This is a genomic window from Paenibacillus silvae (assembly GCF_014639235.1).
GTDB lineage: Bacteria > Bacillota > Bacilli > Paenibacillales > Paenibacillaceae > Paenibacillus > Paenibacillus silvae.
The window spans coordinates 172,613-198,892 of record NZ_BMFU01000005.1; the positions used below are offsets into that span (position 1 = coordinate 172,613).

Below are 26,280 nucleotides of genomic sequence, written 5' to 3' on the forward strand. Positions count from 1 at the left end.
CAGCCTAAAGCTGCTTACTCTGCTGTGCTGTTTATTCCGCATGTTTCAAATACTGCTTCAAACCGCGAGCGGCGGTCATTACAGGTCCTGGGTCAGCAGCTGCGGTGGCGCAATAATGGGCAAGCCTTCCGGGATCGCGTGGAGCAGTTCGACTGGTATCTGCTGTACATGTCTGGAGCTGACCCCCCAGCGTTCCACAGCATAACCCGACACAAACCTTCTGCGTTTGCCTTCACTGATCTGATACCATACTTCGAGTGCATTGGAAGCCGCAACGATGCTGCCTTCGGCAGCCACCTTGCCTGCATCCGAATTTATGTCAGGCTGTGCATGCGCCGGTTCAAACGGCCAGCTGCGAATATCCCCTGAAGCGTTAATTGGCTCACCTGCGGGAATGCCGAGCAGATCTGGTTTGGCTACCAGAACAGGCGAAATGCCGCGTGGAACTGGAATGTTTAGCTTGCGTCGCTTCCTGCCTTTTAAGGTGTAAACATCTCCCTTGAGATCAACAAGCAATGCCTCTTCGGGATAGAAATCGCCGCTGCGTCTTAGGCAGGATACTGAAGTTTCCTTTTCCAAATCAAAGCCTGCTGCCAGATGATGCTTATCTCCCTTTTCATTGGCTAAGGGGACGTTCCGCCAGGATCGCGATTGGCTGTCCGCATGCTCTGACTGTATCAGCCGGGAGGTTTCGGCAATGAGCGTGTGGGGGTCTCCCCATTTTTCGCTGTAAAATTGTTCATTTCCCTGATTCACTGTGTTGAACTGCTGTTCTCCGAGCTCTTTCATGCTTACACTTCCGTAGTGATGAATAAACGCATCCCCCGCCACGGCAAGACGATATCCGAGCATACGCACGCGTACAATCCAGTCATCATCTTCAAAATTGCCTACCGTATACCCTTCATCCAGATAACCTACACGCTCAAACAACTCTCTCGAGAACAGCCAGCAGAATCCAACGAGTCGGTCTGTCAACCGATGTTTGCCTGTATCCGGGCGATTTTGGCTGGCAGCAAAGGTCCACATCTCCTTCACATCATGATATGGCACCTCAATCTGCTGATCCCCGCCAATATAATTCGTCACAGGGCCCACTACACCGATCTGCGGATCACTGTTCAGGCACGCCATCATATTATCAAGCCACCCTGGTGTAACAAGCGTATCATTGTTCAGCACGACAATATGTCGTCCTTTGGCCATCATCAGACCAACGTTAACGCCCCCGGCGAAGCCCCGATTTTTCTCCAGTGCAGCAACTCTTACCATCCCCCCTTGACGAAGCAGCGCTTCTGCCGTGCCATCCCGTGAGGCATTATCGACCACAATAATCTCGTAGGGAGCGGGGGTATGTTTCTCGATGCTCGCCACACATTGCAGCACATAATCACGCTTATTGTAGGTCGGGATGATAATGCTCACGCCCTCAAAAACAAGGCCAAATGAATTTTGTCCCTGACGCACCCCGTCTTCATAACCTCGGTTGTAACCCTGATTATAAAGCTTGGTGCTTCGAAGGCTTCGAGCATTTCTTTTGCCTTTGCGTGAGGACAACCGTCGATGACGGCTGCCTGCTGCATGAAGCAGAGCGGTAGCCGATGCCTCGGTACGATGAGCAGCTTTGCTCATTGATGGTGCAGACTTTTTACTTTGACCGCTTTCCTGCGAGCCGCTTATTCTATTTTTTCGTGCGTTGCATGTGTGATGAGACGTTTTTTTCGATTTCTTCATGCTGCTTCCTCCATTCCACCCGTCCCGCAGCAAAGCCCGTTTGATCCCCTGCTCAGGACGATCTGCTAGAACTGAAGCTCTCCTGTCACCAGTTTGTCGGCCAAATGTCCAAAATCGAAAGCCACTTTGCCCAGTTCGCCAGCAATACGTCTGCACAGCACCACTGCCGGAATGCCCGCTGCAACTAGCGCAATATCAAAGGTATGCTCCGCAGCATGCTGCATCACTCTCGGAATATCCGCCATACCCGCCACAGACGGAAGTATACCTGCGATCTGTACTTCATGCTGATGCAGCAGCACTCCCAAATCTGCTGCCTGACTGCCGATAAGCAGCACCCTCCGTCCTTGCAGGATGGGAAGCAGCAAACGCGAATGATGCAGGCTGTAATTGATGGTTGAGCTGGTCAATTTCAGACCGGACCAGTTGATCCCGAAATGGCGCAGCACCGGGAATAACAGTCCTTGAAATGTAGGTGCGCGTGAGATGGGTACTCCCACCCAGTCCGCACCTTGGATAGCTTCCGCAAGCATCGCGCGGATGTCCGGCGTGGAGCATGGCACCCCTGCATACGGCAGAAACGGTGCCAGCTCCTGCACTTCAAGAGCGGGCAGCACCGTATCTGCTGCCAGCGTAAGCAGTTCGCCATCCCCGAGGCGAACAACAGACAGGGGGCGCTGCTCATCGAGCGCCGCAATGATGTGACCAGCCAGCTCATGAGGGCTGGCCAGCCGGGTCAGGCTGGGCGCATACTGGCGGAAGCCCGCCTCGATCAAATCTGACGCTGCAACAGCGGGCAGGATGTGATCCGGCGGGATGTGCTTCGCCACCAGCGCCTCGCCCCCGGCGTATACGCCGTCGCGGTAACCCGCGGCGTAACCGCCGGGCACTGCCGCCTGCGCGGCCTGCTGCGCAGCCGCCGGCGGCACGCCGTTTGCGCTGCCCGCACTCGCGGCAGCGCCTTCCCGCCCCGCGGGCAGGGCGACGACACCCTGCGGGTGTGTCGTCTGGCGCGGGGCGGGGCCAGCACCGCGGGCAGGCATCGCCTGTGGCGAGCTTGCATGCGGTGCTGGCTGTGGCGCACGGCGCATCGCCGTGCGCTGCTTGGCGCGGGCCGCGGCGCGGCGGCCCTGCGCGGAGGCGTGCCTGCGCTGGGCCGAGCCCTGGCGCAGGCGGCCCTGTGCCCGGCCAGCCAGCGCTGCACGGCTGGCACGCGCCGCCCTGCCCGCATGGGGCACAGCTCGGGCTCTGCCTGATTTGCCCGCAGCTATCACACCGCCAGCTCCGCCCGCACGTCTCACACCACCTGCCTTACCTGCATTCTTTCTGCTCCCTGTTCTCCCTGCGCCCTTCACATGCCCCACTTCCCTGCATTCTCCACTTGTACCGCCACGTGCCTTATACACCCTGCTTTACCTGCACTCCTTCTGCTTCCTGCTCTCACATCAATCCCTCCTTGAACATGGAAAAGGATCGCCGCTGACGCTGCGCAAAACGCCGGAGCTATCTTCAAGGCTCCGGCGCAAGCTTGGCATCGATCATCTGTGTCGATCTGGCACCGCACAGCGGCTGCACTATCGGTTTATATCCGTTATGGCAGCTGCCCCTTCATACGCTCAGCTGCCTCCTGAAGCGACTCAAATGTGCCAGCATCGCTCCAGTATTTTTGCAAAATGTCGTACTCCAGTCCGCCGCTGGATGCATAGTGATTGTTGACATCCGTGATCTCCAGCTCTCCGCGGGCCGAAGGTACAATGTTATGAATCAGATTAAACACATGATCATCATACATATATATGCCGGTTACACAGTAAGAGGTCTTCGGCTGGCTTGGCTTTTCCTCAATATATGCGATACGTTCCGGATGCTGCTCGTCAAAAACAGGCACACCGTACCGTCGCGCATCATCCACCCCTTTGAGCAGTACACGTGCGGTGCCGGCAGGCTGCTGCATATATCTGTCCACGTAAGGCTTCAGATCATCGCTGAACAGATTATCGCCCAGCAGCACCACAAATCTTTCGCCCGGAAGAATAAAAGTAGATGCCAGATCGAGCGCTTCAGCAATGCCGCCGGCTTTTTCCTGAATGCGATAGGTTAGCTTGACCCCGTGGTCCGCTCCGCCTCCAAGATACTCCGTATACAAGCCTGCGGAATGTTTATTAATAACAATCAGAATATCCTCAATCCCTGCCTGACGAAGCCTGTCGATGCCATACATAATCATCGGATGTTTGCCGACGGGAAGCAGATGTTTATTGATAAGCCGGGTCAGAGGGTACAATCGGGTCCCTGTGCCGCCGGCAAGAATTACACCTTTCATATCTTGTTCCCTCCTTCATCGGATATGTCCATATATTCAAGTGGATCGACATGCCATTTATTGATAAAAATCGAACGGTTGCGCTCCAGCAGTTGTTTCCATTCGATCGGATCCGTCTTTTGAAAGCTCGCACTGCCTTGATGATGTACGAGTACATCCCCACATACCAGCAGTCGAAATCCCAGCAGTCTCGCCCGGTAACAGTAGTCATCGTCTTCATAATGCCCCGGAGAGTACGCTTCATCAAGCCATCCAGCCGCATTCAGCACACTTCGTTTCATCAGCATGCACAGTCCGACGATTCGCCGCACTTCCCTCCATCGCGACGCATCCGAAACGTTGCTCGCAGCAGCCAGCTCCTGAAAATGTGCCATATCCCGAAACTCTATCTGCACCTGTTGAATGCCGCTGGCATAATTGGTCACCGGACCAACGATGCCCACATCCTCGGCACTGTACAGTGCTGCCCGCATATTTTCCAGCCAGCGGGATGTCACGGTAACATCGTTGTTCAGCAGCAGCAGTTCATCCCCGCAGGCGGCGCGCAGCCCTGCATTGCAGGCCGCCGGGAAACCCCGATTCTCAGGCAGACGAACAAATCGTATGCGCTCTCTGGCACAAAACTCGGCACTTCCATCCGTCGATCCGTTATCCACCACGATGATCTCGTATGGTGTCGATTCCCCTGTATATGTTCGAATGGCCTCCACACAAGGCTTTAACAGTGAGAGTCCGTTATACGTCGGTATGATTATGCTCGTCAGCGTCATCTCGCGTTCCTCCTGTATGCAACCTCTGCCCGGGAGAGAACACTCAACCGGGCAGCGTTCCCACCTGAGTTCAGCCAGACGGCCAGCGCTTCCAGATGATCACCCAGAATCAGTCTGGCAACCTCGTTGTTGCTCCCTGTATTCCCGGGGCGCAGCCGATTGGAGCGGATGACGTCCACCTGACTCGGAGCAGATACCCGCAGCCCATGCAGGATGGCAAGCATCTGCGCTTTGGGTGGAACCGCCAGTGAAGCAGGCTTCACCGTCTCAATCATACGTCTGGATACAGCATGCGGCACAGCAGTCATCGAATTCGAGCCAAGCTCCCGCCTGCCCAGCGTATGGTTCAAATACGCTTTAATGCGGCTGACCTCATCCTGCTTGGCAAATGGAGGAAGCAAAGAGGTCAGATTGTTAAGTGCAACATCCTGTCCCCGGTCAACAGCGAAGAGAAAAGGCGCCAGCTCCTCGGCAGGCACGACCATATCCCCATCTACAAACAGAACCGTCTCCGCATCCGTCATTTTGACTCCCAGTGCACGCCCTACATCATGTCCGGCCCGGTCTGGTTCATACACAAGCGTAATGCCCGGCTGCTGCAGCACCCGCTCCAGACTGTTATCTGTCGTGCCGTTTAATACAACTACAATATCACGCAAGGGCAATCGTTTCAGCTGGATCAGCACCTGCCCCAGCGTTCGTTCCTCATTGCAGGCACAGACTACTGCAGCGGCGGTATGGCGGAGAGCGAGCGGTAGAATGTCTGGCGAACGGCCAGAGGATTGGGCATACCCCTGCATAAATGCTTTTCCCGCCTGCATCGCATCCTCCAATTGCTCCAGTCCCGGTTGATCCGCTGCGTAAGCCTGCCATGCAGCCCCAGCATGTTGATTCACCAGATCGGCATCCATCGTCGAAGATTTGCCTGCAAGTCTGCCCGCTCGCCAGTACGAACGAAGGTCCAGTCCCAGCTGCCGTTCTTTTCCTCGACTGCTCTTCTGACGAAGCTTGCGTGTTGTGCCTTTCCCGGATAGGGGCCTGCTTTGTAACCTTCTCGCGGACGTCCGCCTGGCCACCGTGTGTCTGCGAACCGCTGCTTCTGGTCTCGTTTTCATTGCTGTCACCTCCGATCATACTGCAGCCGGCACAGAACCCCATTCACGATTGCGACTTACCTATCCCTCTCCCCTACCGCAGCTGGTCATAACCTCGCTCACCATCCAGCTGTTCGTCCCTCTATATGGTCAAACTGCGAACACGCTGTAAGTCTGGAAAACCGCCTCGCGCACCACGCGTATCGGTAATCCAGCGAATAGCCTCCAGATGATCCTGTTGCACAAGTTGGCTAAGCAGATCAGCTTTGCTTCGTTTCTTGCTGCGAACCGCATTCAATCTTCCCACAGGCACATGATGAACAGCCTGCACCCGAAGCCCCCCAACGATCGCTTTCGCATGAGCAAGCGGTGGAATTTCCAAAGAGGATGTCTCAATGATCTCCAGTGCTCTGCGGCTGATGGCGTGCGGAACGGCTGTCATGGAAGCCCCGCCAAGATCGGATCTGCACAGCAGACTGTTTAACATATGTTTCGCTTCAACAACCGGATGCACCGGATTTCGTGTCACCGGGCCGTTGTAATCGTTCAACGCAACATCAACACCTTTCAGCACTGCCTGCACGAATGGTGCAAGATGTTCAGCCGGAACCTTGATATCCGCGTCGGTAAAAAGCAGAATCTGCCCTCTTGCAGCTGCCGCCCCGGCTCTGCGTCCCCCGTCATGCCCCAGCGCTTCTGCATATTGAATCACACGTGCTCCTGCCCGCTTTGCTTCGCTGGCCGTAGCATCGGTTGATCCATTCACAATAACCAGCACCTCCGCATCACGGCATATTCGCAAGCATTCATGGACTACAGCCGCAATGGTACGCTGCTCGTTCATCGCTGGAATAATAACGGACAGCAGAGGCCCGTGAGCATTTTCCCCGATCCGGTGAACCGTTTCCCTATCATCACGAACAGGCTTCCCCTTCTCTTGAGCAGCCTCGTCAACCGTGACGGGTGCGATGAGCACGTAGGCCTTTGTACCCTTTTTCCTCCCAGAATACTTTTGTTTTTTCCTTGCCGCCCCTCCGGAGCGTTTATTTCCTGTTTTTGTTGCAAAACGGGCTTTAATCCGTTGTTTCCGCAACCATTTCACCTCCCGCAAATCGATCCTGATCATGCCAAGGGAGTACACGTTATTCTATGTATTCGTGGAGCAGTGGAAACGGCTTTTGCCCTTGCTGTATGCAGGTTCTAAGCATCGATTGATGCAAAACAAGCCTTTAATTTTGACAAAATTCGTCAAAAAAATCAGATTCCACATCGTTTCCCCGTCTTTAGACACAATTTTGTTAAAAAGCTGACATAACATCTTTTCCAAACTTTTACACTGTGATACTATACGATTCAAGCCGATGATATTTACAATTTTAACCTTCTTAGGAACTCACGTTCCCAACTTCGCTTTCTCCATTCATTTATTGACCTTTGGTTAGTTATAGCCATTCGTCTTATTCTCCCGCCGTGTACTTGGCAATTGTAACAACCTTGAAAGGAGTGATGCCATTCCATAACTGTTATTCACACATTTCTGTTAGCCCCTCTTCTCATCCAAGCTCCACACTCCGCCCTGCCCGATGCAGACGGACAACCAGCCGAGATAGGCATAATCGCTTTTTATTAAAATTTGATCCGGAAAGGAAGAGTAAACGATGAAATTTGCCAAAGTTATGCCAACGATTCTTGGAGGAGCACTGCTGCTTGCTTCCGTGTCCCCTGCTGCCGCTGCCCCGATCTCTGATTCATCCATTCCATTTGAGGCTCCATACACCTCCGAGGAGAGTATACTGTTGACCAATAATCCGGACGAAACCATTTACAATTACCTGGGGCAACAGGAGCAATTCCTGAATGCCGATGTCAAAGGCCAGCTCAAAATTATTAAACGCAGCACGGACACTTCCGGCGTAAGGCACTTTCGTCTGAAGCAGTACATCAAAGGTGTTCCGGTATACGGTGCAGAACAAACAATTCATCTGGACAAGAACGGGGCAGTAACCTCTGCACTCGGCGATCTTCCTCCAATTGAAGAACAGGCTATCCCGAATGATGGCGTTCCCGCAATCAGTGCAGAGGATGCCATCCAAGCCGCTGAGAAAGAAGCAACCTCCCGTATTGGCGAGCTGGGCGCACCGGAGCTTGAGCCAAAAGCCGAGTTAAATATTTATCATCATGAAGAAGACGGTCAAACCTATCTTGTTTACATTACAGAAGTTAACGTGCTCGAGCCTGCTCCGCTGCGAACCAAGTATTTCATTAACGCCCTGGACGGAAGCATCGTATCCCAGTTTGATATCATCAACTTTGCCACAGGTACAGGTACTGGCGTGCTGGGTGACACCAAAACGCTGACCACCACGCAATCCGGCAGCACCTTCCAATTGAAAGACACCACTCGTGGTAACGGCATTCAAACCTATTCAGCGAACAATCGCTCCTCTCTGCCAGGAACCCTGCTTACCAGCTCCAACAATATATGGACAGACCGTGCAGCTGTAGATGCACATGCTTATGCAGCAGCAACTTATGACTTTTACAAAAATAAATTCAACCGCAACGGCATCGACGGTAACGGATTGTTGATCCGCTCTACGGTGCATTATGGCTCCAATTACAACAACGCCTTCTGGAACGGGGCACAAATTGTATTTGGTGACGGCGACGGCTCATTGTTCCGTGCTTTCTCCGCTGATCTGGATGTTGTCGGTCATGAATTAACACACGGGGTCATCGAGTATACAGCCGATCTGGAGTATCGCAATGAACCCGGGGCTCTGAACGAAGCATTTGCCGATATTATGGGGAATACAATTGAGAGCAAAAACTGGCTTCTTGGCGATGATATCTACACTCCTAACATTCCGGGGGATGCACTGCGCTCCTTGTCCAATCCTACGCTGTATGATCAACCTGACAAATACAGTGACCGCTATACAGGTACGCAGGATAACGGCGGTGTGCATATAAACAGTGGTATCATTAACAAAGCCTATTATCTTGCAGCCCAAGGCGGCACACATAACGGTGTAACGGTTAGCGGCATCGGCCGGGATAAAGCAGTTCGTATTTTCTATAGCACGCTTGTGAACTACCTGACGCCAACCTCCAAATTCGCAGCAGCCAAAACAGCGACAATTCAGGCAGCCAAGGACCTGTACGGTGCCAATTCCGCTGAAGCTACGGCCATCACCAAAGCTTATCAAGCGGTAGGTTTGTAAAAAAGAAAACCGACCGTCTCGCTCCCCTCATGTCCGAACGGTCATAACGGCAAATAGCAGAAGCGGTGCCCGGAACAACTGCCGGACACCGCTTCTATCTATGCATATATCAAATTCAGACCTTACAGGCAAATGTTAAGGCAACGGTCAGGCTGAAGGTCCCGCTGCAATCCATGACAACAAACCGTACGTATGCTTGCAATCTGCTGTGCGGGTAATCTCCAGCACCGCTTCATCCTCACTCTGAGATAAGAGCGACACCTGGAATCCGCGATCATTACTCATACCCACAATCACATAATGCTCCGAATCAAATGATTCTTCAAAAACAATCGTGACCTCCGTGCAAGCCTCATCCTCTGGCAAAATAAAGGCTTCCATTCCAAACTGCTGCACAACCGGCTGTTTGCTTACACTGCGCACAGGCTGAAACGCCAGATGCTCGGCATGCACAGCACCGGCTTGCAACTGCTCGCTGCCTACAGAAGCATCACACAGATGCTCTTGTGTCACTGATTGAGGCTCAAGTGTATACGCTACGGGAATAACCGCTTCGGGACGTTCAGAGTCGGCCTCATCTGAAGCCGCGATATTCTCTCCTGTCTGTATTACCTCAGGCTCTGGCCATTCCGCAGCGTGCTCACCGTCTGTCAAAACGGCTTGCTCCTCATATTCATCGGCTAACCCCAGCAGCTCCTGCAGCTTCCAGTTTCCCACCTGGAACGCATTCTGTGCATCGTTATCCTCCGGCGATTCCTCTCCATTGTCTCCCCAGGTGAACAAGCCTTCATTTTGCATACCAACGGATTGCATAAACTGCTGAACTTCCTGCATCGCTTCCTGACGTTTGAGGTCGGCAAGCTGTTCCAACGTCTCTGCACTGACCTGACGAATCGCATTCCAGATTTCTTCGCTCAAATGAGCTGTACCTACAATGCCTTCATTCAAGTGATCAGACGTAATACTTTGTTCGCTCAATTTGCTGCCGTCAATGGCACGATCAGCCAGATGCACCGATGATATCGTTCCTTCTGCAAGCTTGCTGCCGTCTACACTGCCTTCTGCAAGTTTACTTCCATCCACACTGTTATCCGCGAGTTTGGAGGCGGTGATTGCGCCATCCTGCAGGTGAACTGTGCCTACGGATTCTTCGCTCAGATGGTAGAAAGTGATGCTGCCTTCCGCTATATGATCCCCATGGACCTCGCCTGCTGCAATATGCGCAGCCTGCACACTCTCTTCCGTTAAATGAATGCTGCTTACTGCACCTTCTGCAAGCTTGCTGCCATCTACACTGCCCTCTGCCAACTTACTTCCGTCCATACTGTTATCTGCGAGTTTGGAGGCGGTAATTGCACCTTCTTGCAGGTGAACTGTGCCTACGGCTTCTTCGCTCAGATGGTAGGAACTGATGCTGCCTTCTGCTATATGATCCCCATGGACCTCACCTGCTGCAATATGCGCAGCCTGCACACTCTCTGCCGTTAAATGAATGCTGCTTACCGCTCCTTCTGCAAGCTTGCTGCCATCTACACTGCCCTCTGCCAGCTTGCTTCCGTCCATACTGTTACCCGCGAGTTTGGAGGCGGTAATTGCACCATCTTGCAGGTGAACTGTGCCTACGGCTTCTTCACTCAGATGATAGGATGTGATGCTGCTATCCGCTATATGATCCCCATGGACCTCGCCTGCTGCAATATGCGTAGCCTGCACACTCTCTGCCGTTAAATGAATGCTGCTTACTGCACCTTCTGCAAGCTTGCTGCCGTCTACACTGCCTTCTGCAAGTTTGCTGCCATCTACGCTGCCATCTGCCAGCTTACTTCCGTCCACACTGTTATCCGCGAGTTTGGAGGCGGTGATTGCACCATCTTGCAGGTGAACTGTACCTACGGCGTCTTCGCTCAGATGGTAGGAAGTGATGCTGCTATCCGCTATATGATCCCCATGGACCTCGCCTGCTGCAATATGCGCAGCCTGCACACTCTCTGCCGTTAAATGATTGCTGCTTACCGAGCCTTCTGCAAGCTTGCTGCCGTCTACACTGCCCTCTGCAAGCTTACTGTCATCTACACTGCCATCTGCAAGTTTACTTCCGTCCACACTGTTATCCGCCAGTTTGGATGCAGTAATTGCACCATCTTGCAGAAGTGCAGTGCTAACCGATTCCTCCTCCAGATGTTCAGTCCCGATGCTACGCTCCAGAATATGGTGCGAAAGCACCACTCTATCCTGAAGATGACGAGAATGCACCGCGCCCTGCTGCAAATGAGCTGCACCTACAGCTTCTGATTGCAGATGCAGTCCGCTGATCAGTCCCGGCTGCATATGTGCTTCCGATACAGAGAGTGGCGCAAGATGTCCGCTTTGCACAATCCCAGCCGCCAGATGACGGGAACATATCGCCTGTTCGGCAATGTGCTCACTGTCTATTACATTTGCCTTTAGATGAGCACCATTCACGGCCTGAGCAGCCAAATGCTCGGACTTGATGCTGCCGTCAGCAAGGTGCTGTGAATCGACAGCATCCTGCCGCAGGTGCTCGCTGCCTACTGCTCCATGCTGCAATGCCTCTCCGGATACCGAACCAGAGGCCAGATGTTCTGTCGATATTGCTGCTGGACGCAGCTTGCTTCCAGGAATACTGCCATTGGCAAAGAGTTCGGGATTGCGTACCTCATCCGACAGATGTTCCAATGAAACAGCATGCTGCTTCAGATGATATCCGCGAATCGTTTCCGCAGGAATATGTTTGGCAACAATGCTTTCCGCCATAATTTTGGAGGAAGTGATGCTGCCGTCAGCAAGCTTTGCCGAGGTAACCGCCAGATCTGCCAGCTTATCCGTGGATACACTTTCAGGTGATAGTTTAGGTGATGTCACGGCATGGTCTGTCAGATGCGGCGGAAAGATCGAGCCATTCGCCAGAAGTGCGGAATTGATGCTGCCCGGTGCTATTTTGTCGGTTGTAATGGCTGCACGTGACACGGTGTCTGTCTGAACACTTCCCGGCTGAAGATGTGGTGCACCTACCGCACGTTCTGTCAGATGCTCGGATTTCACTCCATACGGACGAAGTGCCTCCGAGCCCACACTGCCTGGGGTCAGATGTGCTGCTGTAATGGCTCCGCCCGCCAGATGGGAGGAGCTCACCACACCCGAAGCCAGAACTCTGCCGTTTACCGAGCCGGGTCCAAGTTTTTCAGACGTTATACTTTCGGCTGCCAGCTTCGAAGTCGTTACCGCTTCATCCTGTAATTGAAATGATCCAACCGATGACTCTGTCAGGTGTTTCTCCAGAACCGATCCAGCTGCCAGCGCATCAGCAGATACACTTTCCTCTGATAGATGGGCTGTTTCGATGCTGCTGTTGGCCAGATGAATCGAATGAATGGCTCCATTATCGATATGAACGGGTGTAATACCGCGATTGGCGATATGCTCTGCACGAATCGAACCTTTGGCGAGATGTTTCCCCTGCACGGCTTCATCGGCAATTTTGGAAGCAATAACGCTCTGGTCTGCCAGCTTTGAAGAAGTTACAGCCTGCTCCAGCAATTTAGCCGTTCCCACGGACTGATCTGCAAGCTTGCTGCTGCTGATCGCACCATTAGCCAGATGCTCAGTGCCGATTTCGGCACTGCCGATCTGCTCACTGCCGATTGCACCAGCTCGAATCTGTGCCGCTCCGATCGAACCATCCACCAGATGTTTTCCATTTAAGGCATGCTCTGCTACATGGCGGGTTTGAATAGCTCCGTCCTCGATCTGTTCACTGCCGACACTGCCACTTAACAGCTGATTACGTCCTACTGCTGCCTCTGCCAGATGAGACTGTTTAATCGAGCCGGCCTGAATATGACGTGAATCAATGGATTGATCTTCAATTTTATTGCCAGTCACCGCACCTTCACGAATTTTGGCACTCGTGACTGCATCGTCTGCAAGCTTTGACGTATGCACTGCGCCGCCGGCTAAATGGCGGGTTTCGATACCGCTGATCGCAATTTTGTCCGCGGTTACCGCCTGATTCTGAATCAAGTCCTCAGTGACCAGCAGACGACTGAGATGTCTCGTTCCAATCGAGCCATCCGCAATTTTGGCTGCATCAATAACCTGATTGCTCAGCTTCTGTGAAGTGATGCTGCCGTCCCGGATTTTATCCCCGGCAATCGAGGCATTTCTGATTTTGTGACCGGATACAGAGCCATCAATCAGATGCTCCTCTGCAATGGAAGCTTCGGCAAGCTTAGCAGATACGATCGCACCGTCAGCAATATGAATGCTCGTCACTGCATAATCCTGCAAAGCTTCACTGCCTACTGCCCCTGATTTCAGCTTGGATGCATCTACTGCAAAGGGCGCCAGCTTGCTTTCGGTCACAGCAAAATCACTGATGTCATCCGTATAGATATAATGTCCCTCATGACCAGGCATCCGGTTCTGATTCAGCTGTTCCAGATGCTGCTTGCCGGCGAGCCATCTCGCATCCTCCTGTTTTTCCTGAGGAGGAGCAATGCTGCTGATATGAATTTCTCTTTCCACAGTCGTCTGGATAGTATCCTCTTTCTGTTTCAGGCTTGGAGCTTCAGGTGATAATTCTTCCGAATGTGGTTTATTGAGAGCTTCCGATTCCATAACGACTTCCGGTTTAATCTGCACGGACTCGGACTCGGACCCGGATGTGACAGCTTCCGGCTTTTCTGTCGTTTCGGCAGCAGCCGCTTCGGTAGCAATGGTGTCCGAAACCGAATTCTCTGCCTTTTTCACTGCTCTTTCCAACTTTGTGGATTCAATCCGCCGATCGGTTAGCTCCAGTTCCCTGAATTTTGGACTGATATGAGGCAGCTTCGGCGTTAAAATCTTTTTTTTGCCCTTCTTATTCATGAGGCCAGCTCCTTCCTCTAACGTTCGTCTCCGGCATCATATGCTTCATTCTGGGCATCTGCCACATTTCTGACCCGACTTTTGCATATCTACAATCTGCTATAAGCGAATTCAGACCATAGTCCATGCCTGTCCGGCAGTAAATAGGCTGAACACAAACAAGAGACAAGGCGGCTGTCCACGCCCCATTCCTGATCCGCTCATAGGATATGGTGTCTGAGCATACACGGGTGCATTGGAATGCATCTGCACACCGGTCAGTGTTATCGCGATGTCAGAGCCAAGCACTAGGCAGACCGGCGTGCCGAGAGGACAACGATGGAGGGTCGCGATAACAACGAAGGAGGAACGGTCATGCCTCAAGAAACGATCGGCATCATGTTCGATTCACGCATGTACCGGGGGATACCGGCCGGAAGGACCGGTCAGGAATCACTCGCTAATTATGAGCTGGCCGCAGCCAGCTTCGGATTAACACCCTGCTTTTTACGGCTGGAAGATATCGATCTGGAACGTAAGGTGTGTAGGGCTTATGTGAAAAAAGAGGGGCAATACGTCCGTGAGCGCATAACGCTGCCCTCTGTTATTCATAACCGGGCGCTTCAGCTTCGGAGTGCGGAGCAGCGACAGATCACACGTTTACTGCTGCAAGGCATTCAGGTCTACAACGTACGTAATCGCTACCACAAGCATCATGTACATGACATGCTGCAGCAGGACCCTTTTTTGAGAGCACATCTCCCCTATGCCGTCAAAGCAACTCCCGAATCCCTTGCCTATATGATGCAGCATTACAATGATCTCATCATTAAACCGTCTAGTGGCAGCATCGGTCATGGCATTATGCGGCTGTTTCAGCAGGAGGGGCATTGGAAGCTGACCTGTGAAACCAGAGCATCGCGCAGCGGATGGGCAACCTTTCGCTTGAATCGGGGGCAGCTGCCTTCCGCTGCACTTCGGCGGATATTCCGTCACGCCTACCTGATTGAAGAACGCATCCCACTCATCCGGCATGAGGGGAGACCTGTCGATCTCAGGGTATCCGTCCAGCGTGGTGGTGACGGGTTATGGAGCGTAACAGGCATGTTTGCCAAGGCAGCACCCGCCCATACGTTTGTCACCAACATCGCCCAGGGCGGGAAAGTGATGACCGTCTCTGAGGCATTAGGGCTAAATGAGCCAGGAACCGGGCTGTTTCACCTTGAAGCTCGAGTTGCCGCAGTAGCTGCCCGAATTGCGCACACGTTGAGTGCCAGTCTGCCACATCTTGCTGATCTGGGCCTTGATCTTGGCATTACGCGAGGGGGAGACATTTTCTTCATTGAATGCAATGGACGAGACCAGCGATATGGTTTTCGCAAAGCAGGAATGAGGGAGCATTGGCAGCTGACTTACAGCAAACCGATGGCATATGGACGTCTGCTGCTGGATCAGAAATTCAGCATTCCAAGACAGCCGCAGACCTATGATCGCGGATTGTATTGATTTCATTCGTGATTTGTGTCAATATTATGCAGAATGGCCGCTTTTGCGGCCTTGAAGTTTGTATTAACCCTAAGGGGGATATTCATGGCAAAAACGCTGTTGCGATTAATGACCGAGCTATCTTCGCGCAAATGGATCTCCCGGACCGTGGGAGCCTTCTCCAAAAGCCGGGGAAGCAAAGCATTTATCCCATATTTTGTCCGGACCTACAACATCCCTGCACAGGAAGCCGAGAAAGACTGGAAGGAATATCGTTCCCTGAATGATTTCTTTACTCGCAAATTAAAACCCGGGATGCGCCCGCTGGATTCTTCAGAACATGCTTTGATCAGCCCCGTTGATGCCAAAATTACAGCGGCCGGCCCGATCTCCGCTGGAACCATTCTGAATGTTAAGGGACAAAATTATACACTTGCTGAATTATTAAATCATTCTCCGCATCTGGAGAAGTACAAGCATGGCTACGTATTTGTGCTCTATCTCAGCCCGCGTGACTATCATCGTATTCATGCACCTGTCAGCGGTCGCAAAATGGAGAGTGAGCACATCAAGGGCAAGGTTTATCCTGTCAATGATTTTGGGCTTACCCATATGAAATCCGTGCTCAGCCGAAATGAACGGCTCATTACGTATATTGAACATGATTATGGTGAAGTAGCGGTTGTCAAAGTTGGGGCGATGAACGTGAGTAGTATTCAATATGCGGATGCAGATGCCCGCGCCTGGGCTCAGGGAGACGATCTGGCTTATTTTGAATTCGGCTCCACCGTTGTACTGCTCATGCAGACAGGCACCTTCGAACCAGCATCTGACTTGAAGCCGGGAGATTCCGTGAAAATGGGTTCTTTACTTGGCCGCCTGAAGCCTAAGCAGTCATAAGTGAATATGCAAATAAAGAGGATGGCACACCACTGGAAGCAGGTGGTGTGCCATCCTCTTTATTTATGCTTTGTATACATGCATGGCGGAGCCACGCTTCGCCTGAATCACCTGTTTAAATTAACGTTAAAACCAGATATCCTGCGGTTCCTCCACTCGCACCAGCCGGCGCATACGATTTCGGTAAATGCTGTATCCCCTCATCGAATTTCTGCGGTGGCGGACCCGTCTTTTTCTTCTGATCATCACCTGTTCCTCCTTCTATGGTCATCTGGATTGCTAGTTACTTACCCCTGCAATCCAGCAATGAAACGATGGCGATACGGGTTAGAAGCAAGACACGGATGGGCAGTTAACGAATCTCGGACGGACTTTTACCTGTATACTGCTTGAACTGACGACTGAAGAAAAAGATATCCCGATACCCCAGTGCATCCGCAACTTCGGTCACATTCATGCCGGTATGCACCAGCAGATGCTCCGCCCGTTCAATACGCATACGAATAATATAGGATTGCACCGATGAGCCGACCAGTTCCTTGAACTTGATCGAAAAGTAACGTGGCGAAAGCCCGGCCCGTGCGGCCAGATCCTCTACACGATGTGTAATCCCCGGATGCTGGCGAACATAATTGGCAACCTCCTGGATGACATCAGACAGCTGGTTGCTTACCTTTTTCTCCACTGGTTCTTCCGTATCTGCACGCAGCAAATGAATCATAAGCTGCTTCAGAATCAATTTGCTTTCTTCATCACGACCGTACACGTCGGATAAAAACAACCGCACATACCGTGCCAGCAGATGCTCGAATTCCACCGTCTCCTGCACTTCGCGATAAGACTGAGGCACATCAGTCACAGGCCCGTCCACATCAAAGTGAATATACGTCAGCACAAGCGGCTTCTGCCGATTATGTGTTGCACTTGTATGATCGCCGGGACGGAACAGAAAACAGCTCCCTTTGCCAACCTCGTAAGGCTGATCATTCAGAATAACCGTGCCTTCACCGCTCCACACGTAAAATAAATCATAATTTTGCATCGGTTTTTCCCGCTTCTGCCATTTCCAGCCCGGTTCACAGACAATTTTAGCGACAGCGGGCAAAATAATAAATGATGACGGCGATGCCTGCAGCATGTCGCCACTCCCCCTTGAAAGTTAATCTCTTTACACACTTATCCCATTATACAGCGGAATTCAACGAAACGAAAATGTGCACTTCTCCCATGCGAATTGCATTCGGCGCACGCCTTCACGAATCTCTGCTTTTTCCAGATGAGCAAACCCGAAACAGACCGCATCATGCCCCGGCATCAAGCGATATCGCTCCACATCCCGAAGCAATATTCCCTGTTCATGAACCTGCTTCGTAAAACATTCGTAACTGGCCCGATCCCCATTCCAGACCGCATAGATCGTAAGCCCGGCATCCCCGGGCAGCAGCGTGAACGCCTTGGGCATACACCGCTCCATCTCCTGCACCATAAAATCATGTCGCTCTCCATACAGCCGGGTTAGCCTGCGAAGATGGCGCATATAGTCTCCTCTTGCCATAAACCTGGCCAGTGCACGCTGCTCCAGCAGTGCCGGTGATACAGGCTCATACAACGCCTTGGCAGCCAGTAGCGGCTCCACAAGACTGGGCGGCAGTACCGCATAACCTAATCGGAACGAAGCCGGCATCGTCTGCGAGAAGGAGCCGATATATATAACACGCTGCTCGTGGTCAAGCACCTTGAGCGGTTCGATCGGCCGCCCGCCCCAACGAAACTCACTGTCATAATCATCCTCAACAATCACGGCATTTTGCTTTGATGCCCAAGCTAGCAGCGCTCGTCTTCGTTCCAGACCCAGCACTGCTCCTGTCGGGAATTGTCTTGTCGGCGTAACAAACAGCATCTGTGCCTGCCACGGCTGCGGGATAATGCCACCCTCATCCACTTCCGCTGGAATGACCTGACCACCACAGGATCTGACTGCATGAACGATGCCCGGATAACTCGGATTTTCCAACACGACCGGGCTTCCTTCAGCAATGAACAGCTGGGAGATCAACGTAATGCCCTGTATCGATCCGCTGAAAAGCACGATCTGGGATGCCTCTGTCTGGATACCGCGTGTCCAGCGGAGATGTGAGGCAATGGCTTCCCGCAGCTCCGGGTCCCCGGCAGCACCTGCCGGCTCTCTCCAGCCGCTGCGATGAACAGCGGCAAGCGCACTTTTCCACTCCGCCGCAGGAAAATGATCGTGCTGCAGACGCTGCATCCGAAAGTTAATCACAGACTCATGTCCTGACTGCGTCTCTTCAAGGGATCGTTTATCAACTGCCGCCGATGCAAGCAATCGTTCACCCCATGGAGAGAGAGGCAGCACCGCGTCGGTTTGCTGGTCAGAATGAGTGGATAACGATTCTGTTACATAAGTGCCTTTTCCCCGGTAGGCCTGAACATACCCGTCCGCAAGCAGCATATCGTATACCTGGGCTACCGAGCCGCGTGACAGTTCATACTGCTTCGCCAGCACACGTGTAGAGGGCAGCCGTGCTCCTGCCTCCAGTGTACCCGAATGAATGGCATCCCGCAGTGCGTAATATAACGCCTGATATTTGTAACGATGCTGGAGCTCGTATGAGTCAAGCGGCAGCCATAATTCCATGTAAGCATCCCCTTTTGTTCACTTGTCAGTTGTGCTTGCACTGATCCTTCTTCCAGATTGGACTATAAAATTGAATGTAAATTGGATCTATTTAGCTGTCAATATTCGTTTTATCGTTATGCCAAGGAACATTACGTTAGAATCCTTTTTCCTAAACGACCTAATAATGGGGGAAATAATATGAGACGCAAAGAGTTCGCTGTAGAAGAAGAACAGGAAATGATCACCTTTCTGGACCAATACTCCTTCGGATTTCTGGGCACCGTCAGCCCGGAAGGAGAACCGAGAGTGACACCGCTGAATTTTGTATATATGGATGGGTGCTTTTATTTTCATGGCAGCCTGGCCGGGGAAAAAATGAAGCAGATCAAACAGCATTCCTTGGTCAGCTTTACGGTTGCGGAGGAATTCTCGCTGATTCCTTCCTTTTTCAGTGATCCTGAGCTGGCTTGTCCCGCGACCTCCTTTTTCAAAAGTGTCATGGCTGCCGGTTATGCAGAGCCCGTGAAAGAGCTTGAAATAAAAGGAAAAGTGCTGCAGCGTTTTATGGAAAAGCTCCAGCCACAAGGCGGTTATGTACCGATTGATGCAGAGGACCCTCGCTATACAGGACAGCTGAAAGCCGTTGCTGTCGTTCGGATTGTGCCGGAGCGAATCAGTGCCAAGTTCAAATTCGGACAAAATCTGAATCCCGAACGATTCGAGCACATTAGCGGTGAGCTGCACAAACGAAATGAAGGCCGAGATCAGGAAACAGCCGAAATGATGCGGAAATATTGCCCTTTCCATCAGCAATAAACTCGGCTATATAAGTTAAACTATTCCTTTCCACATTAACGAAGAGGACAGAAAAAACCTGAAAAAACGAACCAAAAGGATATGTTTTCTCCATCCACAACAACGCGGTGAAGTGATATAACTGTCATATTGCGTAATTTCCGTGACGGGGGAATGTCAAGGTGATATAATGTTAGGCAGTTGAATCACAAAGACTTGGAAGGATGAAAAAAATGAATCCACTGGCTGAACAGTTGAACGAAAGTATTCAGGCCGGCAGCAGTTACGTCTACTCCATGCTGTCACAACTCGGCAAAGAAATTTATTTTCCGAAAGAAGGTATCTTGAGTCAATCTGCGGAAGCGGCAAGCCTGGCCAAGACCTACAATGCAACGATTGGTATCGCCCTGGAGGGTGGGGTGCCGATGCATCTCCCGGTGATTCAGGAGAAGCTCTCTGCATTCCAGCCGAAGGATCTGTACCCTTACGCGCCGCCGGCAGGTAAACCTGAACTGCGGACCGTCTGGAGAGACAAGATGCTGAAGGAAACACCTTCTCTGGAAGGAAAATCGTTCGGTAATCCGATCGTAACCAATGCGTTGACCCATGGACTCAGTATTGTAGCCGACCTGTTCACAGAAGACGGGGATGCTGTTATATATCCGGATAAAAACTGGGAGAACTACGAGCTGACTTTCGGAATTCGTCGTCACGGCCAGTTGGTTCATTATCCATTGTTTGATGATCAGATGAACTTTAACAGCAACGGATTGCTTCAAGCACTGCTGGCACAAAAGGATAAAGGCAAAGCCATCGTGCTGCTCAACTTCCCGAACAACCCGACAGGTTACACACCGGGTGCTGCTGAAGCAGATGCTATTGTAGATGCTATTCGTCAAGCTGCTGAAGCTGGAGTAAATGTAGTCGCTGTGACTGACGATGCTTATTTCGGTTTGTTCTTTGAAGATTCCATTCATGAGTCTCTTTTTGGTAAACTGGCCAATATTCATCCACGTGTATTAACGGTGAAGATTGACGGCGCAACGAAAGAAGAATTCGTATGGGGCTTCCGTGTAGGATTCATTACTTTTGCTCATGAAGATGCTGCTGTTCTACATGCATTGGAGCAAAAAACACTTGGCATCATTCGTGCAACCATTTCAAGCGGACCACATCCTTCACAGACATTTGTGCTGGATGCGCTGAAAGCAGCGGAGTTCGAAGCTCAGAAGCTGGAGAAATTCGAGATTATGAAAGGCCGCGCCAACAAAGTCAAAGAACTTCTCGACAGCGGCAAATATGGAGATGTATGGGACTATTATCCGTTCAACTCCGGTTACTTCATGTGCCTGAAGCTGAAGCATGTTGGTGCTGAGGAGCTGCGCAGTCACCTGCTGCATCAATATGGTGTAGGTACGATTGCGCTGGGTGAGACTGATCTGCGCATTGCCTTCTCCTGTATAGAGGAGAATGGTCTGGAAGAACTGTTCGATACAGTCTATCGCGGCGTTCAGGACTTGCAAAAGCGCTAAACCAAAGAGCCTAGACATAGAACAGAACCATTCAACAATATAATATGTTTCAACTACAGAACCCTTTGGCAGCACTAAGCGCAAGCTTATGATGCCAAGGGGTCTTTCTATTTACACAGCTCGGAAGTAACATGTTGTCTTCCCGGCCTCGTCTTGTTTCTACTGGAGCATCCATCCCTTCCTGCGGGACAGATGCCCAAAACAGCGATGAACGGGCAAGGGCCCAATCAGCCTAACTCCATGGCACATAATATACGATGTACGCAAGGGCGTGCCAAAACCATCATTCGAAAGGGGTATGACCCATGTCCCAAGTGGAAGATACAAGAGGCGGATACGGATACTGCGGCGTTGGAGGATTCACCAACACAGGTGCCATTCTTGTTCTGTTCATCCTGCTCGTTATCATCACTAAATCCTTCCTTTGTTAGTTAAAACTCTTCCTGCACACATGACATCTTGATATTGCAGCACGCACAAAAAAGGTATTCCAGGATACAGCCCGGAATACCTTTTTTCGGATAAATACAACGTGTGTGAGTTACAACAGAGCTGCAGTACATTCGGGCAGGTGGCACAGGATCGAAAAAAACTATTCGTCCTCTTCCTCCTTGAGCCATTTACTTCCCTGAGAACGGCGCATGAGCACGATGACAAGTATGCCCAGCACCAGTGCAGTGCCTGTTACGGTAAGTCCTTCAATTCCGGCTGCAAGCATCGGCAGCCACATCAGCACTGCGGCGAATGCATGGAGTTGAAAAATAAAACCGAGCACCTGCGAGCGGCGACTTTCCCCTGAGATCGGGTAGATCATGATCCAGAAGGATTCACTGTGACTGCGACGCAGCACCCCGAGCTGAATACCTGCAAGCAGCAGGAAGAACAGATACACGCCGGCTCCAAAGTAACTGCCCGCTGTCCACCAGGACAACAGCATGCCAAGCAGGATCAGACGAAGCACAATCGTAAATACTTCTGTTCGGATGAATGTTTTGGTCATAAGGTACCGATAAGCCTGCCCTGCATTCCATGGAAGACCGTTTCCCCATTTACTGAGCCAGCGGCGAGAGCTTACCTTCTGTCCGGACGACGGCACATCCACAAACCAGCCTAATGTTCGCATCACTCTGCCCGCCTGCGTCTGCTCCACCTGAATCAGACGCTCCCATGCGACACGATGTTTCACGGGCACGTGCAGCGCAACAATATATACGGCCGCAAGCAGCAGCAAGAACCAGAGACTGCGAAACGGCTGCTGCCACAGCCAGGCCGCCACAGCCAGGATGGCCAGTGCCCAGCGAAGCAGACGATATGCTCTGGATGCTACGGCCTGTACCATCCTCAGCTCTTGCCACGCTCCATAACTGGACAACACTTTCCACAACACAAGAAACAGAATCGACCAGCCCAGCGGCTTGGCATCTGCATCTGCCCTTACATAAAGCGGCCATAACGTCAGAAATACGAGCAGCAGCCCCAGCATTTTATAAATAACGCCACGAACAAAGCTGTTCTTCAAATACTCCTGCATCCGGTATTCCTGCGGCCGCAGGAATACAATATCCGCCGGAAGCAGATATGTACGGTAACTGCTGAGCAGCACAAGCGGAGCCAGCAGCAATAAAGCAATCCAGCGAATTGGAAATCCCGCAGGAATGTTCTGTACAAACGAGGTATACCAGGCAGAGAACGCAATGACCAGAAATAAAAAGACCATCGCAACCCCGCTCTGGATCACATAACCCACATAAGGAAGAATCCCATTCCAGAAACCTGTCCGACGTTGCTTCCATAACAGCTTGAGATCCATGTCAGTCCCTGCCTTGCACAAGGGAGTAGAACATGTGCTCCAGCGGTGTATCAGACTCCCCGAACTGGGCACGCAGCTCGCTCAGTGTGCCTTGAGCAATAACCTGTCCACGATGCAGTACAACAAAGCGGTCACAATAATTTTCAATAGTGGACAAAATGTGAGAACTCAGCAGAATGGAAGAGCCCGCTGCTTTCATCTCCAGCATGAAATCGAGCAAGGAACGGATGCCCAGCGGATCAAGTCCCAGAAAAGGTTCGTCAATGATGTATAGCGGTGGCCCGGCAACAAACGCACACATAATCATCACCTTCTGCCTCATACCTTTGGACAGATGTGTTGACAGACTTGTACTCTTTTCATTCATGCGAAACAGATTCAGCAGCTTCTCTGTCCGCTGTTTGAAATCTGCCTCCGACACGTTGTAAGCTCGCGCTGTAAACTCCAGGTGCTCCATTACCGTCATCTCATCATATAATTCAGGAGATTCCGGGACAAAGGCCATCGCGGACTGATAGATCTGTGCATCCTCTTCCCGCTTCTTGCCCATCACTCGAACTTCTCCCTGCTGCGGAGTCATGAGGCCTAGAATATGTTTCATCGTTGTACTCTTGCCAGCACCGTTTAATCCGATCAGCCCGACCATTTCTCCGCGTCCCACTTCCAGGTTAATGCCGTGCAGCACTGGCCTTTTGGCACTGTACCCACCACTAAGCCCGCTGATCTGCAGCACAGGCGATTGAACGTTCTCCATCTATCCCTGCACCCCTTTCATCCGATTATTCCTCAGAGCGCGGTGCTCTGTCTTTGCTCCACTTGGGTGCACCCTTGTTTTTGCGATCCTGGTCGCGCCCCGTACGAGCTCCAGCCGGCTTGCTGCCTGTTGAACGCTGATTGGAGATCGTCGCTTTTGGGCCCGGCTTCCGGCTGCCCTGACCTGGCTTGCGGTCGCGGGACTGTCCCGGTTTACGCGAGAAGGAATGCCCTTCCGGGCGAGTATCCGGTCTTGGATCAGCTTCCAATACTTTGCCGCCAAACAGAACACGCTCCTGCAGCTCAATGCCAAGTTCCCGAGCGAATTTGCGCATAATGAAAATTTGTGTCTCATCTACAATAGACAGCACGATGCCTGAACGCCCCATTCGGCCTGTCCGGCCTGCACGGTGAACGTAGTGCTCGGAGTCAAAAGCCGGATCAAAGTTAATGACCATCGGCAAGCCCTCAATGTCCAGTCCTCTTGCCGCTACCTCGGAGGCGATCAGCAGCTGGATTTTACCGTTGCGAAATGCTGACAGTACGTTGCTGCGTGTCACCTTGTCGGCATCCCCGTACAGCGCAGCTGCGGACAGTCCCAGGTGATTCATTTTCGCTTCAACTTCACCGATGTCCTCGGTTGCATTGACAAATACAATGGCCCGATCTGGGTTATATTGTCTGACCAGACGGCGCAGCAGATCAACCTTGTTGCGGCCCTCTTCTACGAAGTAATAATGCTCAAGTCCTGCCGCTGTTGCACGATCCGGTTCAATACCGATATGCACAGGCTCTTTCATCTCGCGCTTCGCCAGTGCAGCTGTATGCTCGTCAATGGTTGCGGACAGGAAAATTAACTGACGGTCACGCAAGGCGCTTTTCAGCACAAATTCCACATCACTTACGCCGCCGAGCTGGAACACCTGATCTGCTTCGTCGATCACAATGGTGGATACGTTGTGCATTTTCAGCTTTTTGAGTGTGATCAGTTCCTTTAACCTTCCAGGCGTGCCGACAACAAGCTCTGGATGCTCACGCAGCTTCTCGATCTGACGTTTCACAGCCGCACCGCCAATCAGACCTTGAACACCAATGCCGCGCTCTGCCCCGTAACGCTGTGCCTCACGCACAATTTGCATGGCAAGCTCCTGCGTCGGCGCGATAATCAGCTTCTGCGTGCCTTTAATGTCATTCTTGATAGATTGCAGCAGCGGCAGCAGATAGGCAAGCGTTTTGCCAGTTCCCGTCTGCGATTTGGATACGACATCACGGCCTTCCAGAATAACCGGAATCGTCTGCGCCTGTACCGGAGAAGGCTCGTTAATGCCGTGCTGGGCCAGCAGCGCCTCCAAATCCTGTGCCACGCCTATTGATGCAAAAGTTTGATTCGTCATGTATTCCATCCTTTAAATTTATTTCGTATTCAAACAAAACCTGTCATCACATTATCTTTCATTATATGCGAAAAAAGCCTGTGTACCAAATCTTATTCTTAAAACGTGCAAGTCCGCACAAAAAAAAGAAAAGCCCCTCGGCGGAGCCCTTCATCATCCGATATATGGTGCTGCTTGTTACATTCTACTTCTGATTCATTACACCGTGTGACAGTCGATCGGCGAGCCGCGGGAATAATTGATACAGCCAGATACCAGCAGATGCCAGCCTTGGCAGATTCACTTCTTCCTTGCGTTTCTTCATCGCCCGAATCATGTGGCCTGCTACGTTCTGTGGTGTCAGCATCAGCCAGCGCACATTGTTCACATAATGTCCTGAAGGGTCTGCGCGATCAAAAAATGGTGTATCAATCGGGCCAGGATTAATCGTCGTGACCGTAATGCCCGTCTTGCGCAGCTCCTGCCGCAGCGCGTTGCTAAATCCAAGCACCGCATGCTTTGTAGCTGTATAAGAAGCCGACTTGGCCGTTCCAATCTTGCCAGCCATCGAAGCAACATTCACAATCTGGCCTTTGCCCCGTTCCAGCATATGTGGAAGCACCGCTTTGGTACAGCGCACAATGCCCATATAATTCACGTCCATCATCTCGTCAAATTCCTGTACAGACATGTCCGTCATGGCAGCAAATTTTCCGTAACCGGCGTTATTCAGCAGAATATCAATTTTTCCGTATTTATGTAACATCGCGTCTACAGCCGTCTGAACCTGCTCACTGTCGGTAACGTCCAGTGTGAGCAATTCATGCCGTCCTTGTAGTGAAGCACCAATCTGTTCCAGCTTGTCCCGTGAACGGGCAGCCAGAATCGGGATGGCTCCTTCCTCGATCAGCATTTGTGCGCAAAGTGCACCGATTCCGCTCGATGCGCCTGTAATAAAAACAACCTGATCTTTCAGCATGGTT

General features: G+C 51.8%; 19 protein-coding genes. 6 read left to right on the plus strand and 13 right to left on the minus strand.

All coding sequences use genetic code 11. The features are described 5' to 3' along the window. Positions 1-78 precede the first annotated feature (78 nt). The 6 genes from IEW26_RS18555 to IEW26_RS18580 all read right to left on the minus strand — a co-directional run bounded on the left by IEW26_RS18555 (position 79) and on the right by IEW26_RS18580 (position 7,014). Positions 79-1,734 (minus strand): glycosyltransferase family 2 protein, encoded by a 1,656-nt coding sequence (locus IEW26_RS18555; protein ID WP_229729924.1) that lies wholly within the window; start codon positions 1,732-1,734, stop codon positions 79-81. Between the two features lie 65 nt (positions 1,735-1,799). Further along, positions 1,800-3,140, minus strand: coding sequence for a GT-D fold domain-containing protein (locus IEW26_RS30395; RefSeq protein WP_229729925.1), 1,341 nt, complete (start codon positions 3,138-3,140; stop codon positions 1,800-1,802). Between the two features lie 185 nt (positions 3,141-3,325). Beyond that, positions 3,326-4,057: a sugar phosphate nucleotidyltransferase gene (locus IEW26_RS18565; protein ID WP_145405346.1), complete on the minus strand. Its 732-nt coding sequence runs from the start codon at positions 4,055-4,057 to the stop codon at positions 3,326-3,328. Beyond that, positions 4,054-4,827, minus strand: a complete 774-nt coding sequence (locus IEW26_RS18570; RefSeq protein WP_188593428.1) for a glycosyltransferase family 2 protein — start codon at positions 4,825-4,827, stop codon at positions 4,054-4,056. The genes IEW26_RS18565 and IEW26_RS18570 overlap by 4 nt, the downstream gene beginning before the upstream one ends. Then, positions 4,824-5,942, minus strand: coding sequence for a glycosyltransferase family A protein (locus IEW26_RS18575; RefSeq protein ID WP_229729926.1), 1,119 nt, complete (start codon positions 5,940-5,942; stop codon positions 4,824-4,826). Before IEW26_RS18575 ends, IEW26_RS18570 begins: the two co-directional genes overlap by 4 nt. Before the next feature lie 121 nt (positions 5,943-6,063). Further along, positions 6,064-7,014 carry a glycosyltransferase family 2 protein gene (locus IEW26_RS18580; RefSeq protein ID WP_188593429.1) on the minus strand — a complete coding sequence of 317 codons (951 nt, stop codon included), beginning with the start codon at positions 7,012-7,014 and terminating at the stop codon, positions 6,064-6,066. A 565-nt stretch (positions 7,015-7,579) separates the two neighbouring features. Between IEW26_RS18580 and IEW26_RS18585 the strand changes: the two genes are divergently transcribed. After that, positions 7,580-9,145, plus strand: a complete 1,566-nt coding sequence (locus IEW26_RS18585; protein WP_188593430.1) for a M4 family metallopeptidase — start codon at positions 7,580-7,582, stop codon at positions 9,143-9,145. A gap of 147 nt (positions 9,146-9,292) precedes the next feature. Here the strand turns inward: IEW26_RS18585 and IEW26_RS18590 are convergent, their stop codons facing one another. Beyond that, positions 9,293-14,032: a WIAG-tail domain gene (locus IEW26_RS18590; RefSeq protein ID WP_188593431.1), complete on the minus strand. Its 4,740-nt coding sequence runs from the start codon at positions 14,030-14,032 to the stop codon at positions 9,293-9,295. A 354-nt stretch (positions 14,033-14,386) separates the two neighbouring features. Here IEW26_RS18590 and IEW26_RS18595 point away from each other — a divergent pair, with 354 nt between their 5' ends. After that, positions 14,387-15,517 (plus strand): YheC/YheD family protein, encoded by a 1,131-nt coding sequence (locus tag IEW26_RS18595; RefSeq protein ID WP_188593432.1) that lies wholly within the window; start codon positions 14,387-14,389, stop codon positions 15,515-15,517. A gap of 84 nt (positions 15,518-15,601) precedes the next feature. Next, positions 15,602-16,396 carry an archaetidylserine decarboxylase gene (asd, locus tag IEW26_RS18600; RefSeq protein WP_111269459.1) on the plus strand — a complete coding sequence of 265 codons (795 nt, stop codon included), beginning with the start codon at positions 15,602-15,604 and terminating at the stop codon, positions 16,394-16,396. 352 nt (positions 16,397-16,748) lie between these two features. Here asd and IEW26_RS18610 read toward each other — a convergent pair whose 3' ends face one another. Together IEW26_RS18610 and pdxR are read right to left on the minus strand one after the other, a co-directional pair. Next, positions 16,749-17,534, minus strand: a complete 786-nt coding sequence (locus IEW26_RS18610; protein ID WP_111269460.1) for a helix-turn-helix domain-containing protein — start codon at positions 17,532-17,534, stop codon at positions 16,749-16,751. Positions 17,535-17,594: 60 nt separating this feature from the next. Next, positions 17,595-19,052, minus strand: coding sequence for a MocR-like pyridoxine biosynthesis transcription factor PdxR (gene pdxR, locus IEW26_RS18615; RefSeq protein ID WP_188593433.1), 1,458 nt, complete (start codon positions 19,050-19,052; stop codon positions 17,595-17,597). 180 nt (positions 19,053-19,232) lie between these two features. On the opposite strand from pdxR, the gene IEW26_RS18620 reads away from it, so the two are divergent. From IEW26_RS18620 to IEW26_RS30400, 3 genes are all read left to right on the plus strand, one after another. Next, positions 19,233-19,850 (plus strand): pyridoxamine 5'-phosphate oxidase family protein, encoded by a 618-nt coding sequence (locus tag IEW26_RS18620; protein WP_188593434.1) that lies wholly within the window; start codon positions 19,233-19,235, stop codon positions 19,848-19,850. A gap of 212 nt (positions 19,851-20,062) precedes the next feature. Further along, a complete protein-coding gene (locus IEW26_RS18625) occupies positions 20,063-21,361 on the plus strand; it encodes an aminotransferase class I/II-fold pyridoxal phosphate-dependent enzyme (protein ID WP_188593514.1) in 1,299 nt (432 codons plus the stop codon). Positions 21,362-21,666: 305 nt separating this feature from the next. Beyond that, positions 21,667-21,792, plus strand: coding sequence for a YjcZ family sporulation protein (locus IEW26_RS30400; RefSeq protein WP_208643788.1), 126 nt, complete (start codon positions 21,667-21,669; stop codon positions 21,790-21,792). A 161-nt stretch (positions 21,793-21,953) separates the two neighbouring features. Here the strand turns inward: IEW26_RS30400 and IEW26_RS18630 are convergent, their stop codons facing one another. The 4 genes from IEW26_RS18630 to IEW26_RS18645 all read right to left on the minus strand — a co-directional run bounded on the left by IEW26_RS18630 (position 21,954) and on the right by IEW26_RS18645 (position 26,276). Beyond that, on the minus strand, positions 21,954-23,171 hold the full coding sequence (locus IEW26_RS18630) for an ABC transporter permease (RefSeq protein WP_188593435.1): 1,218 nt from the start codon (positions 23,169-23,171) through the stop codon (positions 21,954-21,956). Position 23,172: 1 nt separating this feature from the next. Next, entirely contained in the window at positions 23,173-23,925 is a 753-nt protein-coding gene (locus IEW26_RS18635; RefSeq protein ID WP_111269465.1) for an ABC transporter ATP-binding protein, read from the minus strand. A gap of 25 nt (positions 23,926-23,950) precedes the next feature. Next, entirely contained in the window at positions 23,951-25,318 is a 1,368-nt protein-coding gene (locus tag IEW26_RS18640) for a DEAD/DEAH box helicase (RefSeq protein WP_188593436.1), read from the minus strand. A 184-nt stretch (positions 25,319-25,502) separates the two neighbouring features. Next, entirely contained in the window at positions 25,503-26,276 is a 774-nt protein-coding gene (locus tag IEW26_RS18645) for an SDR family NAD(P)-dependent oxidoreductase (protein ID WP_111269467.1), read from the minus strand. Positions 26,277-26,280 lie beyond the last annotated feature (4 nt).